This window comes from Rheinheimera riviphila, assembly GCF_004005945.1.
Lineage (GTDB): Bacteria > Pseudomonadota > Gammaproteobacteria > Enterobacterales > Alteromonadaceae > Pararheinheimera > Pararheinheimera riviphila.
Genome location: NZ_SACS01000014.1, coordinates 78,991 through 94,220, shown reverse-complemented (window position 1 = coordinate 94,220; position 15,230 = coordinate 78,991). Strand labels below are relative to the sequence as shown.

Sequence of the window (15,230 nt, the reverse complement as noted above, 5' to 3'; positions counted from 1 at the left end):
TGTCGTTTATTCATCAGTCACTGTTACTGGTCGTCGATTATCGCTGTGGTTAGGCTCAATGGTATCAATTTTCCGCATAACGGGTATTTCCACTATGCACCACCAATCGAGCACGACAGGCCGCAACCAGCGGCTGGCCACACTTTTTATATGGTTATTCGGCATTGCTTTAAACGGCTGTGGCGGCTCAGACAATGCCGATATAGCCGTTAATCCGCCGCCAGTGCAAACCGTACCGCAAAATCCGCCGCCTGCTCCGCCACCGCCGTCAATGCCACCGGCAAATCTTGCTGTGCCAGACAATCGCACCGTCAGTGAATTCCGGGTCGTGCTGCTGGGCAATAGTCATGTGGCTTACAATAATTTAGCCGGACTGTTAAAACATCTGCTGCAAACCGGCCGGCCGCAAGCCAGAGTACATACGCAGACGGCTGGTGGTGCCGGTTATCTGGACGAACGGCTCAACGACAAAGTCACGTTGCCGTTGTTGACGCAACAAAGCTGGAGCCATGTGATCCTGCAAGGTCAGAAATACTCGACCAGCGGACTTTATTATTATCCCATCGATGCCGCGTTGTATTGGGTCGCATTGGCAAAATCACAGCAGGCTACTCCGATCCTGTTCCCCGAGCATGCGACCAGCGGTCATAAAACCGAAGGAGCCAGAGTGTATCAGTTACATCAGAGCATAATGCAGCGCGAAGCCGCTTGTCTGGCTCCGGTGCCACAAGCCTGGGAAAGCAGCCTGGCGCAGTGGGTCGATATTCCGCTGCATATGAATGACGGAAACCATGCGAATCAGGCAGGTTCGGTGCTCACTGCGATGCTGTTTTATCAGGTGATTACCGGTAATCCGGCCGATCAATTGCCATACATCGCTGATCTTGGGCTACCGGCGTCGGTACAACAACGTTTAGCCCAGCAAGCTTCAGCCAGCCTGCAACAATATCCGGCCTGCCCGTTTTAACTGGCCACCGACTTTCCCTCCATTCACGCCACAGGCAGTCAGCACAGTCGCTTTTCAGCAAAAGCGCTGCGCTGACTCGCCGGATCACAACCTCATCTGACCAGCATGATTTCGCTGCTATCGTTGCAGTTTCCGGTGAATACGATAGTGACAATCAATGCGATATGTCATTGATTAAATTTGATTTAACCTAAAACTCAACAACAAACTGCAGCCCAGGCAGCCAGTTCAACACCAGCCCCAGCCAATCCTCAGACTCATTCCTGCTCCCCATTTCGAAAATTGCCCCTTTACAACTGCTGAATTTTTAATCTAGGATGGTCTCCACCTTAAATGGTATACAATATATTACATACAATATAATAAGGAATGTAGAGTGAAACACAGTCACCAAATCAACAGCTTACGTTTGTCCCTACTGGCAACTGCGCTGACCGTTGCGCTGCACTCAGCGCCGGTATTGGCACAAGACAATACTTCAGGCCTGCTGCGCGGTGTGGTCAGCTCCACCAGCGGCCAACAACTTTCCAACGTCACCATCACCGTCAAACATCTGGAACAAGGCTTTAGCCGTTCGGTGCAAACCAACAGCAAAGGTGAATACGTGTTGCGTGGTTTACCGGTTGGCCGCTATCAGGTGCTGGCCAGTCGCAACGGACAAGCGCCAGTAGAATTACAGCAGCTGCAAATCAGCCTCGGTCAGTCGCAGGTGTTTACCCCGGTATTGCCGGACAGCGGCGATATCGAACGGATTGGCGTAACTGCGGCAGCAATGCGGCAAATCGATACCGGCGATTCCACCGCAGGCTTAACTTTTGATGCTGACACGCTGGATTTAATGCCGGTGAATACCGGTTTTGAAAACGTCGCTTTATTGACCCCTGGCGTCGCCAGAAGCGCGCAGTTTGATGCGTCCAGCTTTGGTGGCGCTTCTGCCGCTGAAAACGGCTATTTCTTAAACGGCATGAATATCAGTGCGCTGCGCACCGGTATCGGTTCGATCAATTTGCCGTGGGAAGCAATCGCTCAGACCCAGGTTAAAACCGGCGGTATTTCCGCTGAATATGACCGTTTTATCGGGGGTGTGGTCAACGCAGTGTCGCAATCGGGCACCAATGAATTCCGTTATGGCGGTGAAGTGCGGCTGGATCCATCGGCGTTTTACAGCAGCCAAAATAGCGTTTACAACCCCAATGGCAGCCTGTCGATCAACAATCAGGATGCTGACGAAAACTTCCGTGAAGCCAACGTCTGGCTCAGCGGCCCGATTTTAGAAGATAAGGCGTTTTTCTATGCGCTGCTCAATCCAAGACGGTACAACTCTGAGTATGCCAACTCAGCTGCTACGGCTTTTACTGAGTATGAGAAAAAAGAAGACCGCTGGTTCGTCAATCTGGATTGGTATATCACCGAAGATCACACGCTTACAGTAACCGCTTTGGATAATAGTGCTGAAGAAAGTTGGCAGAGCTACAAATGGAACTCTGAAAAAGGCACTGGCGACCATACCGGCACCACTTTAGGCACGGCCGGCGGCAATATGTATTCAGCACGCTATCAGGGCTTTTTAACCGATGATTTATCGGTTTCCGCGACCATCGGCCGGGTAGAAGACCAACGTGATACAGTACCAACCAATGCCTTACCTGGCGTCTGGGATCACGTCAATCTGAACGGCCAGCGCATCGGCGACTGGACCACCAGCAACCTGATCAGCGAGACCTATCAGCGGGATCAGGCGCGTGTTGATTTAACCTGGCAGCTGGACTCTCACACCCTGCAATTTGGGGTCGACAGCGAAAAACTGAGCGTCGATTACCTGGAATATCAAAATGGGGTGGACTCGGCCCGTGGTTGGTGGGAATACCGGACTTATACCGCCATCCCGCGGATTAATCTGCCAGGCGGTACCTATATTCGCCAACGGCAACGCGATACCGGCGGCGAGACAGAAGTAAATTCAGAAGCTGTTTATTTGCAAGACAGCTGGCAAATGACCGACTCGTTGGTACTGAATGCCGGCATTCGTTACAGCAATTTTGAAAATACCGCGACCACCGGCGAAACCTATGCTGAGCTCAAAAGCCAGCTGGCACCTCGCTTACAGCTGATTTGGGATCCTACCGGCAATGGTGACAAAAAAGTGTTTGCCACTGTTGGCCGTTATTTCCAGCCAATTGCCGCCAACATGAACATCAAACAAGCCAGTGGTCAAAAAGATCTGCATTTTTATTACAAGCCAGGCCAACTGGCCGCCAATGGCAGTCCGGTACTTAAACCTGACGGCTCGCCGGATATTGGCGCTTTGGTTGCGACTAACACAGTGCAAAGTGGCGCCGTCGATGTGGAACGGATTGCCTCTGATAACTTAGGCCCAATGTACTCAGACGAATGGACTTTAGGTTACGAGCAGGAACTTGGTGACCAACTCAAAGGTGGTGTGCGTTTTGTCTATCGTGATTTAAAACAATCGATTGAAGACTCGGACTTAGGCCCGGTGGTGGCACAGTGGCTCGCAACGAACAAAGTGCAGAACAAGGTCAATGAAAGTTACTTCTACACCCTGATTAACCCAGGCAAAGACGTTAACTTTTTCTACGATTTTGATTTGGATGGCAAAAAAGAGCATGTGCAGTTAAGCGCTGCCGATCTGGCGTTACCGGATCCAAAACGCCGTTATCTGGCATGGGAATTTACTCTGGAAGGCCGCCCAACCGAAGATTTGCAGATATTTGGATCTTACGTTTGGTCACACAGCTGGGGCATGACCGAAGGTTTGGTACGTACCGATAATGGCCAGGCCGATCCGGGCTGGACCACGTCTTACGATTATGCCGATTTGATGGATCACGGTGCCGGTAATCTGCCAAACGATCGTCGCCACGTGTTAAAACTCAGTGGTATTTACGATTTGAACGACGACTGGAAACTTGGTTTGGTGACCCGTGCCACCTCTGGCCAGCCACTGAACCGTTTCAGTATCCACCCAACCGGCGTCGATACCTGTAAAGCACCAAGCTTGTGGGCCGATTGGTGTGCCAGCCAATGGTATGACCAAGCGTCATTCTATGATTGGGATGGTAAACCAGCACCTCGCGGTTCGGCCGGTAATCTGGACTGGTTATACGAAGTCGATTTGTCGCTGACGTACCTGACCAGCGTCGCCGGTGGTGATTTGACCGTCAAAGGCACCATCTACAACCTGTTTAACTTCGACACACCGCTACGGGTGAACGAAATTGCACAGATCACCAACACCAATGGCAGTTTCGCCGCCAATCCGGATTGGGGCGTCGCCAGCCGACTGCAGAAAAACCGCACCATGTCATTGGTAGTGCGTTATCAGTTCTGATTAAACTGAGATCCAATAGTGGCGGACTAGCCTAAGGCTGAGTCCGCCCTACTTTTCCAAATATAATCAGATACTTACTGTATGGCGCTACTCGCCGCGGCAGCGGCAGTACGCCGAATGGTGATTTGATATTGCTTTGCATGACGGCGAACCCGGTCAGTCCGCACTACTGTTCAATTTAAGCAAGTTTTGCGTATATACCTATCATCCTTGAAGATGCGGGTATAGCTAGGGTTTTGGTTCGTCGATATTAGCCGCAGCAGCTGCAGATGGCAGATCTTTTTTCAGCAGAAACAGTACCAGATAAATGACAAATAACGGCGGCATCACTGCCAGCACACCACCGACCAGCGCCATTAAAAAAGGCCGCTTGGTTTTACGCCGCCCCAACAAATAACTGACGCTGGTACCAAACAGGATCAGCATGACAACGGCTTGAATCGAGATATACGAAGGTAAATTCATCGGGTTATTCCTGTAAATCAAATACCTACAGCGACCGTGCTTTGTGTTCAGTTCCGGCGCCAGGGGTAAAAAATAACAACGTACAAAGGTCGTTGTGCTCTAAAATCGGGTCTGCAGTATGCCAGACCCCCGCCGGTACCAACACAAAATCTCCGGTTTGTTGCAACAATTGTTGCGATTCGACGCCATCTTGTTCCAGGATCAACGTGGCTGCGCCTTTGAGTAATAACACCAGTTCAGCTCCGGCCGGATGACGTTCCCAAGTTGGCCATGGCGCATCAAAACTAAAAGCCGAGCATAACAAACCTTGTTCTAATTGCGGATGTTGGCCCGACGCAAGTTCTTGCCAGAATGTGCCCGCCGGGAGCAAAGCGCCAAACTGACCTTCAGCCGAAAGCTGTAAATAATGCTCTGTGATTTGAGAAACTTGCATCAACACCCCACACTTTTACTTATGTCACAGTTGCTAAAGCCGGGTGGTGTTAATTTTTCCCGGCTGCAACATAAACCCAGGCGGCTTGGCCAGACAACAAAGTAACAGCAACCCGTTGATAATCATCAACTTCATAGCTATCCGCTGCGGCAAGTTCGGCCGCGCTCAACACAAACACTGTGCCTGTGACCTGATCGGATGGCTCGCCGCTGTAGCGCAAAATCGGGTGATATTCCTGACCGCTGCTCGCCAGAACGGCTGGATCAGTGATCCGCACTTGCGCCAGCTGATAGCCGACCAATGCATCCGCTTTGCCGCTAAGCGCCCGGCCAAAAGTATCCAGCTGTACCTGCAGTTGTTGCAAGGTGCCGTATGAAAACAAAAATTCAGTGTGTGGGTGTTTTTCCACCTTATGTTCCTTCAAAGTTACAGCGATGGCAGAGCAGTAGAACTATTGCTTCGCACCGTCAGAAGGTAACAATTTACCATTAGCACAATGGCGAGTGCATTGAGTTTGTTGGTATTTATAAAATGTATTCAGCACTGCTGTCCGCCATCCCTATACCCGTCATCCTTGAAGATGCGGGGTTGTTGCCTTCGCTCGCTCGCCCCAGTCACATAGGACAACTATGCTCCTGGGGTCTCACTCACTTGTCGCCTACCCGAATCTTCAATGATTTTGGGTATATACCACACTGGCATGAAACATCCAGCGCACACCAAAGTTGTCGTTGAGTGCGCCATACAGACCAAAAGGCTGCTCTGTTAACGGATCGGTTACTGTGGCCTGTGCTGACAGCAAAGCAAAAACCTCACGGGTCCGGCTGACACTGCCACCTCGCAAATACAGGCACAACATGTTGCCCGGTGTTGGTTGTTCAGTCGGATGTAACCAATCTGACGCTGAGATATCCACTTCGGCTGAAGTCAATCTGGCATTGAGCACCTGCTCCTGCAATGCTTCCGGAAACATCGGTTGCATTGGTGAATCTTTCACTTTGATAAGACTCAGCTCACCACCAAACACTTGCTGGTAAAAGCTCATCGCGCTGTGACACTGGCCGTCAAACAACGCATAAACAGATAATTGCATCGGGTTTTCTCCGCTTTATCGTTATGTTCATCACATCAGCCCAGAAAACAAAAAGCCACAATTGCGATACAACTGCAGCTTTTAACTTCGTTTTTGTGGTTAATCAGAACTGGTGTCCTGCCTCAACTTTAGCTTGCGCTTTTGACGGTATCAACCCACTGTTGCACCCGTTTTTCCAGCAATTCCAATGGCAACGCACCGCCATTTAACACCGTGTCATGGAAACCACGGATATCAAACTTGTCACCAAGTTGCTCACGCGCTTTGGCGCGGATTTCCAGAATTTTCAGCATGCCAATTTTATAAGACGTGGCCTGACCCGGAGTTACCAAATAACGGCGCACTTCGGAAATCACTGCAGTTTTAGCAACAGGTGTTTTTTCCAGAAAATAATCAATGGCTTGTTGTTCAGTCCAACCTTTAGCGTGCATACCGGTGTCGACCACCAAACGCACCGCGCGCCACATTTCGGTGATCAGCCGGCCAAAATCACTGTACGGGCTTTGATAACCGCCCATTTCTTTGGCCAGAATTTCCGAATACAAACCCCAACCTTCAGAATAAGCGGTAAAACGCGCCTGAGTTCTGAATTTAGGTACGGCGGTCAGCTCCTGCGCAATCGAAATTTGCATATGATGACCAGGGCTGCCTTCATGATAAGCAATGGCTTCCATTTCATTTTTTGGCATGGCTTTCATATCAGACAAATGCGCGTAATAAACACCTGGGCGCGAACCATCGGCAGTCCCAGACGAATAATGCTGCGCCGCACCTGGCTGTTCACGAAACGCTTCGACCCGTTTCACCACCAGTTTTGATTTGGGCAAAATGCCAAAATACTGCGGGAGTTTGTCGGCAATTACCGCTAAATACGCTTCTGAGTCCGTGATATAGGCCTGACGACCTTCATCGGTATCCGGGTAGAAAAACTGCGGATCGGTTTTAATAAATTGGAAAAACGCCGCTAAGTCGCCTTTAAACCCGACTTTATCTTTGATCGCAATCATTTCCTGGGTCAACCGGGCGACTTCATCCAAGCCAATCTGATGAATTTCATCGGCAGTTAGCGCGGTGGTTGTCGACTGTTTTAAGCGTAAATTGTAAAACTCAACGCCGTTTGGCAGGGCTGAGGCGCCCTGCGCTTGTGCACTGGTAAAAGCGAGCTCAGCCTGTAAAAAATCCCGAAGTGCGGCATAAGCGGGCTGGAACTGGCTGGTTAAAGCAGTTTTAGCGTCATTGCGTAATTGGGTCGCCTGCGCGTCGGTCAGCTTATCAGCCTTGATCAGCGCATCGATTTTTTTGTTGACGTCAGTCCACAGCGGCGCTTCTTTTTCGTCTGCCCCTGCTTTGCCTTCAGTAGTAAAAGGCTGACCGCTCAGCAAATTATTCAGCTGCACAATCACGCCTTCATAAGCAAAACGCGGAGGCCGCACGCCTAGTTCGGCTGATTTTGCTGCGCGTTGCTGTAAATCAGCAATGGCTTTGGCAATACCACCAATCCGTTTGATATAGGCTTCTAAATCAGCAACTTCATCAACTTTATGAAAATTCATTAGCATCTGTGGCAACATCGAATGCATGCCGCGCATTTGATTAAACCAATAATTGTGATCACGGAATTTCGCAGCTTCCACACTACGCTGATATTGATAAATCCATAAATCGTATGAAGTTTTGGCTTCAACATCGAGTTTGCTGTAATCAAACTGGCTTTTTAGCTGCTCAACTGTCGCTGCCAGCCAGGCCAGTTGTTTTGCTTCCGCTTCAGCGGTCACATCATCAATCTGATCGTATTGGTCTTTGCGCCCTTGCGCTGTCAGTTGCAGCGGACTCATCTGCAATTGCTCTTCATATTTAGCTTCAAACCATTGATTTAACTTTGCTGATTCCGACTCAGCTGCAACGGTTACCGGAGCAACTGCTGTTTCCGGGGCAGCAGCCAGCACAGCCGCTTCAGGTGTTGAAGCAGGCTGACAACCCGCCAGCACGGTGGCCAGACTTAACGCTAATAATGAATATCGCACAAGGCAGATCCTTTTGAATTTGATAAACAAAAACCGGCAGTCCGGTTTCATAAAGGTCATCCATAGTGCAGGCAGTGCCGGACGTCCGCAAGAGAGTCAACCGGTCAATGGTAGCGCTTGGTTGTGGATTGGTAGCATTTGTTGTCGTTGTGGTGTGTTGTTGTGGTGCCTAGTTGTGGTGTAGTTACGTGGATCAGCACTGACAGCCAGACGGCGTTTCCCCATCCGGCTGATTCAGCACCGCTTCAATCCGATAACCGTCCGGATCCAGCACAAAAGCCGCGTAATAGTGATCGCCATAATCCGGCCTTAACCCAGCCGGGCCGTTGTCGAAGCCACCATTGGCCAGTGCAGCGGCGTAAAATGCATCGACAGCCGCCTGACTTGGCGCAGCAAAGGCCAGATGAAAACCGGCACCCGCCACCACTTGCTGCCCGGCGCGCAGTTTTAATGCGAATTTATCGCCACCACCGGCATGGCCGTAGCCCACAGCGGCGTCCGGATCACCTTCATCAAAATCTGTCCACACCCGCTGATAACCAAGGCAGGTCAGCACCGCATCATAAAACCGCACCGAACGATGCAAATCTGTCACGCCAAACGAAATATGGTGTAGCACGTAGCTGTACTCCTGAAGATAGAAATATCGATAAGTTATTCATTAACCGGCAATTTACTCGCTCGTTACCACGAATACAATCTTTGCTGGGGCAGCAGTAAAGCATTCAGATGCTAACCCCGTTTTACCGCTTTAACCTCGCCATTAAACGGATCCAGTTGCAGCTTGTGCGGTTGCTTGCGACACTGAGTTATCAGATCTTCACAATAATAAAAAACGGGAAAAATCATGTTCAAACGCGCATTGCTGAGTTGTTGTTTGCTGGTATTGTTCACCCAGGCCAGTCCGGTGCTGGCTTTAAGCGATACTGCTGACCGTGTGGAGAGTGCCAGCCCGGCGAAAAAACCGGAACGAACGACATCAGCGCCAGAGCGCGATCGTGGCGAAGGCCCTTACGCGCGGTTAATTTTGCGTGGTGGCACTTATATCAGTGGTGAAGGCGCGCCGCCGCTCGGGCCGGTCGATATCGTGATTGAAAACGACCGCATCGTGGAAATCACTGCTGTGGGTAATCCTGAGGTGCCGATTTTACCTGAAGGCAGACCCAAAGCTGCCCAAGGCGATCAGGAACTTGACGTCAGTGGCATGTATATTCTGCCTGGTTTTATTGATATGCACGGTCATATTGGCGGCTCTGCTACCGGCATTCCAGCCGAATACGTGTTTAAGCTATGGCTAGCGCACGGCATTACCACAGTGCGCGAGCCCGGCAGTTTTAATGGTGTCGAATGGACGATGCGCCATGTTAAAGCGGCTGCTGACAATAAAATTGTCGCGCCGCGAATTGTGCCTTATGTCGGTTTTGGTCAGGGTTTAAGCAAACCGGTGTTCAGCCCGGATCAGGCACGCAAATGGGTAAAAGAGATTAAAAAAGCCGGCGCCTCCGGCATTAAGTTTTTTGGCGCACCACCGGCCATTATTGCTGCGGCGCTGGCTGAAGCCAAACTACAAAAGCTCGGCACCATGATGCACCACGCGCAGCTGAATGTGCTTGGCACCAACGCGCTCGACAGCGCACGCTTGGGTTTAACCTCAATGGAACACTGGTATGGCTTGCCAGAGGCGCTTTATACCGGACAGACCATTCAGAATTATCCGGCACACTACAATTATCAGAATGAACAAGACCGGTTTGGCGCAGCAGGCGAGCTGTGGAAACAGGCCGCAGCGCCGGGTTCCGAGCGCTGGAATGCGGTGCGGGATGAACTGATCCAACTCGATTTTACCATCAACCCGACGCTGACTATTTATGAAGCCACCCGCGACGCCGAAGCACAGCGGAACGCCAGCTGGCATCAGGAATATACCCTGCCGACTTTGAGTAATTTCTTTAAACCAAACCGCTACGCCCATGGTTCGTTCTGGTTTGACTGGACCACCGATCAGGAAATCGCCTGGCGCGAAAATTACCGGTTATGGATGCAGTTTTTAAACGACTATAAAAACCACGGCGGCCGCATCACCGCTGGCTCAGACGCCGGTTATATCTATAAAATTTATGGTTTTGCCTATATTCAGGAATTAGAGCTATTGCGGGAAGCCGGGTTTAATCCGCTGGAAGTTGTTCAGGCAGCCACGCTCAACGGCGCGCAGGCGCTGGGTTTAGCCGATGAGATTGGTAGCCTGCTACCCGGAAAAAAAGCCGATATGCTGATTGTCGCCGAAAACCCGCTGGCCAATTTTAAAGTGTTATACGGCACCGGCCATTATCAGCTCAACGCCAACAACCAGCCAGAGCGCTCTAAAGGCGTGCGGTACACCATTAAAGACGGTGTAGTTTATGATGCGCAGCAGTTGTTGAGTGATGTCAGGAAAATGGTTGAGCAGGCGAAACTTGCAGAGCAAAAACCGTAGGTTCGATAAGCTGTATTGTGTTTTTAACCTTCAAGGCCGATGGCGTTGCGCTTATCGGCCCTACCATTTGTTTTAAAATTTAACGAATTGGACCCTACCAAACTCACATCAAAAACCGTAGGTTTGATAAGCGCAACGCCATCGAACATTGGCTCGTGTTTTGTTTCAGTAGATAAGTGCATCTAAACCTTTATCGAGCCAATTGAGCCAATTGCGGACACCCACCAATTCGAGCCTAGCCAATTGCGGACACCCACCTATTCTATAATGTGCCAGGCAATTGACAAGCCAATTGCAGCACCATTGCGGACACCCACCAATTCTATAAAAACTTGACATTAACTTATTTGCAACCAAATTTAAAGCCTATCGATTTTCAACTGTCAGGATGACATCATGCCAAAACCACGCAAGCAACAAATCAGTGTGACCGAAACACCTTATTACCACTTAGTCAGCCGCTGCGTACGGCGGGCATTTTTGTGTGGTATTACAGAAACTTATAACTTTGAACATCGCCGTGACTGGATTCTGGAGCGCCTGAAACTGCTGACCCAAATGTTTGCCATCGATATCGCTGCTTTTGCTCTCATGTCCAATCATTACCACTTGGTAGTGCGGGTAGATGCGGCAAAAGCTGCAGCCTGGAGCGCAAAAGATATCACTGAGCGCTGGCAGATGCTGTTCCGTTTACCTGTACTGGTTGAACGGTATCTCAGTGGTGACTCAAGCGGTGAAGCCGAAAACCAAGTCACTGAAACCATGATTGAAAACTGGCGGGCGAGACTCTGTGATATCAGTTGGTTTATGCGCTGTTTGAATGAACATATTGCCAGGCTCGCGAATTTTGAAGACAAGTGCACCGGTCGATTCTGGGAAGGCAGGTTTAAATCACAAGCGCTGCTGGACGTCAAAGCCCTGCTAACCGGTATGGTTTACGTTGATTTAAATCCAATTCGCGCACAGGTGGCTTTGACACCAGAATCTTCTGACTATACCAGCATCCAGCAACGGCTTGGTAAAGCTATTCATTGTGCTTTTCATGGCGAGCTGCTGCCATTTGCTGGGAATAGCCATCAAGAAAACGCTCAGCACAATATCCCTTACAGCCTTATTGATTACATTGAACTTGTTGATTGGACAGGTCGCCAAATCCGGGAAGACAAACGCGGTGCTATCGACAGTTCTTTACCACCCATCCTGGCTCGTCTGGGGATTTCAGCGGATTGCTGGCTGCAGAATTGCAAAAAACTTGAAACCATTTTTCACCAAGCCATTGGCTCTATCAGCTCGCTCAAACAATTCTGTCAAAAGCTTGGTCTGCGCTGGCTTCACGGTCAAACCGCCTGTCAGCGCAGTTTTGGCTGAGCATTATTTAATCAGGCCACTTCATCTTCTGAGATTTTTGCTTCCGAACTCCATACCCGGCACACAATGCTGAACTTTTTTCGGTTTTACTCAAAAAAAGTACAGTTTCAATATCAGATTAGACAATCGCTCCTTGCGAATTAACCACAAACTTAAATAGTCCTTGCCGTAAATCCACTTTTAAAGAATATTTTTTTGTACTTGCCTAATTAGTGGATGCCCTTTTTTCTCTAATTAGTGGATGTCCTTTTTTCTCTAATTAGTGGATGATGAGATGGACGCTCCCGATCCGGCGTCAATGCGCCAAACTGATGTTGAACACATTCAGTTACACAGGAGCGTCCGATATGAAAATTAGCACCATCTCTATCGATCTGGCAAAAAGTGTTTTTCAATTGATGATGTTTGATGAACAACACAAAGTTCAGCAGGAAAGAAGGCTTAGTCGTGCAGCTTTTCATCAATTTATTAAAAACCATCCGCCTTGCAAAGTTGTCATGGAGGCTTGTTACTCCGCCCATTATTGGGGTCGTGAATTGCAGCAGCTGGGTTATCACGTTCAACTGATCCCGGCACAGCATGTCACGCCATTTGTGCGTGGCAATAAAAATGACCGCAATGATTCTCTGGCTATTTTTGAGGCGAGTCAGCGACCTTTTATTCGCCCGGTGCCGGTTAAAACTGAGTACCAGCAAGAAATTCTGATGTTGCACAATATTCGTGAACGTCTCACCAAGCAGCGCATCGAACTGAGTAATCAAACTCGCGGTTTATTAACGGATTTTGGTTTGGTGTTCAATAAAGGCCATAAAGCATTTTTTGAAGGTCTCACTTTGCTACTGGATACCGAACTCAGTGCCACCAAGCGTTTTGTTATTCAACAATCTTTAGATGATTACAAACACTTACGTGAGCAGCAAGCACAGATTGAAACGCAGCTGAAGCACTTTATTAGCGAAAGCTCAGCAGCGCAGATTTTACTAAGTCTACCTGGCGTTGGCCCTATTATCGCTTCAGCCGTTGCTGCGTCGGTTGATAAAGCACAAGCCTTTAAAAGCGCAAAGGACTTCGCTGTCTGGTTAGGATTAACGCCTAAGCAATCGGCTTCTGGTAACCGGTCGAAGATGGAGGGGATCAGCAAACGCGGGGATAGCTATCTGCGTAAACAAATCATTCACGGGGCGCGGACGTTGCTGCGGCGCGCCGAGCACAAACCGGATGCACTGAATCAGTGGATCACGAATTTACGTTGTCGCAAGCATGTGAATTGCGTGGTAGTGGCGATTGCCCATCGGCTCGCCCGGCTGATGTGGGTGTTATTAAGCCGTAATAGTTTATATCAAGCGCAGCCAGCTCAGGCTGTATGCGCCAAGTGTTGACCGGCATGCCAGCCTGGTTAGGACAAGGGCCCTGAGCCCGAGTGGATGTTTAGGCGGCATGCCATTTTAACCAATCTGTTGAAAATGATGAGGCAAGAGGCAACTCACCAAAACCAAGCCAGCTAAGGACAAGGGTATAAACCCGAGTGGATGATTTTTAACGGCGTTTTGGTCCAGAGCTCATGCGGGGCATCGGTAAAAAGATAGCCCGAATATATGTCAGGACAGAACTTTATCTGTAAAGCCTGCAGCGTCAGCAAAACAGTTTGGGAGTATATAAAAGAAAACCAGCAAACAAACGCTTGCTGGCAGGTTGGTTTACTTGACAAGCATGGGAGCGTCCATATATGTCCTTTTTTCTCCGTTCTCTAATTAGTGGATGTCCTTTTTTCTCCGGATGTCCTTTTTTCTCCGGCAATAGATTAGGCTGATGCCGGCGGCTGATACAACCACAAAATTTGCGGGCTATCTGCCAATATCACTTCTTTTTCAAACACCAAACCGAGTTTTTCCAGCACCCGCTGCGAGGCCAAATTTTTCGGAAAAACCGTGGCAACTATCTTGTCGAGTTGGAGCATGCCATAACCATATTGCAGCAGCGTCGTTGCCGCTTCTGTCGCAAAGCCCCGCCCCCAGTATTCCGGCAAAATCCGATAACCAAAAGCAAAACTATCGTGCTCCGGCGCAGGTCTTAATCCGGCAATGCCAACCACCAGCCCGGTCGATTTTTCAACACAAGCAAAGCGGCCAAGACCAACGCTTTCATCAGCGCGAAAATGAGTACTTTCCAGCGTCGTCGCGGCCTCATCCAACGAAGTTAACGCCGCTCTGGTGGTATATTGCACTAGGTCGGGTTCGGAATTAATACGGAAAAATACCTCGACGTCCTCGCTGGTAAACCGTCGCAGGGTTAATCTTTCGCTTTGCAGCACAAGGTTGTCAGGGATCGGTTTTAACAGCACTGTTATTTTTTCCTAGGTCGCTTAGGTACTTAAAACCGCTTTCGCAGGCTAGCGCAAGCATATGAGAGCAACACACTGTGCCAGCAGTTTTTTCATGTTCAACCTAGCGTTTTCAATGCTGCAAGCTCAGCTGCACTCAACACCAGCGGTACCGATCTTGGCGAACCGTCAGGGTTAAATAACGGGGATTGAAGATACCTGCCACTTACCCGCTCAGAGATAAGCAACCACAAAAAGCTACTGATCACCCGGAATAAACCATGTTGCGGTGGCTTTGGTGTACCCAATGCGGTGTTGGTATTGAGTTGTGCCACTTGCTCGCCAAAATCGGCGTTGAGCTGCAGGCGATTAAGGCAACTGTGAATAACGCCAATAAAAGCACCACCACGACTTGCCATCGTATTACCAATCGGCGTCTGACAACAGCGGGTGTACCAGCGGATCATGCCTTGTTCACTGAGCCGCACTGCCAGCAGCTGGTCTTCACCTTGCAGGAACCTGAGTTTTGATTGCGCTACCTGGATAAGTTCTGTACCGCCTTGTGCATCCAGTATCGGGTGGTCTGAGCCTGAGTTCGCAGCCGGTTCGCATAAACCAGTCACAAAACGGCCAAACGCCTGACAATCGGTGCAATAACAAATCAGCCGGTTGTGTGTGCCACGACAATCGACCTCGGCGCGAACCAAACCACATTGACACTGTAATGGATGCATG

General features: G+C 49.6%; 13 protein-coding genes. 5 read left to right on the top strand and 8 right to left on the bottom strand.

Going from position 1 to position 15,230, the window contains the following annotated elements; translation table 11 throughout:
* Nucleotides 1-94 precede the first annotated feature (94 nt).
* Nucleotides 95-967 (top strand): hypothetical protein, encoded by an 873-nt coding sequence (locus EOE67_RS13425; protein WP_127699751.1) that lies wholly within the window; start codon nucleotides 95-97, stop codon nucleotides 965-967.
* Nucleotides 968-1,343: 376 nt separating this feature from the next.
* Nucleotides 1,344-4,319, top strand: a complete 2,976-nt coding sequence (locus EOE67_RS13420) for a TonB-dependent receptor (RefSeq protein WP_164852332.1) — start codon at nucleotides 1,344-1,346, stop codon at nucleotides 4,317-4,319.
* Nucleotides 4,320-4,547: 228 nt separating this feature from the next.
* On the opposite strand, the gene EOE67_RS13415 is transcribed toward EOE67_RS13420, so the two are convergent.
* The 6 genes from EOE67_RS13415 to EOE67_RS13390 all read right to left on the bottom strand — a co-directional run bounded on the left by EOE67_RS13415 (nucleotide 4,548) and on the right by EOE67_RS13390 (nucleotide 8,953).
* Nucleotides 4,548-4,784: a hypothetical protein gene (locus EOE67_RS13415; protein WP_127699746.1), complete on the bottom strand. Its 237-nt coding sequence runs from the start codon at nucleotides 4,782-4,784 to the stop codon at nucleotides 4,548-4,550.
* A 25-nt stretch (nucleotides 4,785-4,809) separates the two neighbouring features.
* Nucleotides 4,810-5,217, bottom strand: coding sequence for a cupin domain-containing protein (locus tag EOE67_RS13410; protein ID WP_127699744.1), 408 nt, complete (start codon nucleotides 5,215-5,217; stop codon nucleotides 4,810-4,812).
* Between the two features lie 49 nt (nucleotides 5,218-5,266).
* Nucleotides 5,267-5,626, bottom strand: a complete 360-nt coding sequence (locus EOE67_RS13405; protein WP_127699742.1) for a gamma-glutamylcyclotransferase family protein — start codon at nucleotides 5,624-5,626, stop codon at nucleotides 5,267-5,269.
* A gap of 261 nt (nucleotides 5,627-5,887) precedes the next feature.
* Entirely contained in the window at nucleotides 5,888-6,310 is a 423-nt protein-coding gene (locus EOE67_RS13400; RefSeq protein WP_127699740.1) for a VOC family protein, read from the bottom strand.
* A 128-nt stretch (nucleotides 6,311-6,438) separates the two neighbouring features.
* The gene (locus EOE67_RS13395; protein ID WP_127699739.1) at nucleotides 6,439-8,334 is read right to left on the bottom strand and encodes a DUF885 domain-containing protein; all 1,896 of its coding nucleotides are present in this window, start codon (nucleotides 8,332-8,334) and stop codon (nucleotides 6,439-6,441) included.
* A gap of 193 nt (nucleotides 8,335-8,527) precedes the next feature.
* Nucleotides 8,528-8,953 carry a VOC family protein gene (locus EOE67_RS13390; protein WP_127699737.1) on the bottom strand — a complete coding sequence of 142 codons (426 nt, stop codon included), beginning with the start codon at nucleotides 8,951-8,953 and terminating at the stop codon, nucleotides 8,528-8,530.
* Nucleotides 8,954-9,181: 228 nt separating this feature from the next.
* On the opposite strand from EOE67_RS13390, the gene EOE67_RS13385 reads away from it, so the two are divergent.
* The 3 genes from EOE67_RS13385 to EOE67_RS13375 all read left to right on the top strand — a co-directional run bounded on the left by EOE67_RS13385 (nucleotide 9,182) and on the right by EOE67_RS13375 (nucleotide 13,554).
* Entirely contained in the window at nucleotides 9,182-10,807 is a 1,626-nt protein-coding gene (locus tag EOE67_RS13385; protein WP_127699734.1) for an amidohydrolase family protein, read from the top strand.
* A gap of 396 nt (nucleotides 10,808-11,203) precedes the next feature.
* Complete coding sequence (locus tag EOE67_RS13380; protein ID WP_127699732.1) at nucleotides 11,204-12,175, top strand: transposase; 972 nt, start codon at nucleotides 11,204-11,206, stop codon at nucleotides 12,173-12,175.
* 347 nt (nucleotides 12,176-12,522) lie between these two features.
* Entirely contained in the window at nucleotides 12,523-13,554 is a 1,032-nt protein-coding gene (locus EOE67_RS13375; RefSeq protein WP_127699730.1) for an IS110 family RNA-guided transposase, read from the top strand.
* Between the two features lie 422 nt (nucleotides 13,555-13,976).
* On the opposite strand, the gene EOE67_RS13370 is transcribed toward EOE67_RS13375, so the two are convergent.
* Nucleotides 13,977-14,516, bottom strand: a complete 540-nt coding sequence (locus EOE67_RS13370) for a GNAT family N-acetyltransferase (RefSeq protein ID WP_164852331.1) — start codon at nucleotides 14,514-14,516, stop codon at nucleotides 13,977-13,979.
* Nucleotides 14,517-14,614: 98 nt separating this feature from the next.
* Complete coding sequence (locus EOE67_RS13365) at nucleotides 14,615-15,229, bottom strand: DUF6151 family protein (protein ID WP_127699725.1); 615 nt, start codon at nucleotides 15,227-15,229, stop codon at nucleotides 14,615-14,617.
* Nucleotide 15,230 lies beyond the last annotated feature (1 nt).

What these genes read in the sequence shown, in the direction of transcription:
- EOE67_RS13425 (WP_127699751.1), top strand. Translation starts at nt 95, where the DNA reads ATGCACCACCAATCGAGCACGACAGGCCGCAACCAGCGGCTGGCCACA.
- EOE67_RS13415 (WP_127699746.1), bottom strand. Translation starts at nt 4,784, where the DNA reads ATGAATTTACCTTCGTATATCTCGATTCAAGCCGTTGTCATGCTGATC.
- EOE67_RS13410 (WP_127699744.1), bottom strand. Translation starts at nt 5,217, where the DNA reads ATGCAAGTTTCTCAAATCACAGAGCATTATTTACAGCTTTCGGCTGAA.
- EOE67_RS13400 (WP_127699740.1), bottom strand. Translation starts at nt 6,310, where the DNA reads ATGCAATTATCTGTTTATGCGTTGTTTGACGGCCAGTGTCACAGCGCG.
- EOE67_RS13385 (WP_127699734.1), top strand. Translation starts at nt 9,182, where the DNA reads ATGTTCAAACGCGCATTGCTGAGTTGTTGTTTGCTGGTATTGTTCACC.
- EOE67_RS13380 (WP_127699732.1), top strand. Translation starts at nt 11,204, where the DNA reads ATGCCAAAACCACGCAAGCAACAAATCAGTGTGACCGAAACACCTTAT.
- EOE67_RS13375 (WP_127699730.1), top strand. Translation starts at nt 12,523, where the DNA reads ATGAAAATTAGCACCATCTCTATCGATCTGGCAAAAAGTGTTTTTCAA.
- EOE67_RS13365 (WP_127699725.1), bottom strand. Translation starts at nt 15,229, where the DNA reads ATGCATCCATTACAGTGTCAATGTGGTTTGGTTCGCGCCGAGGTCGAT.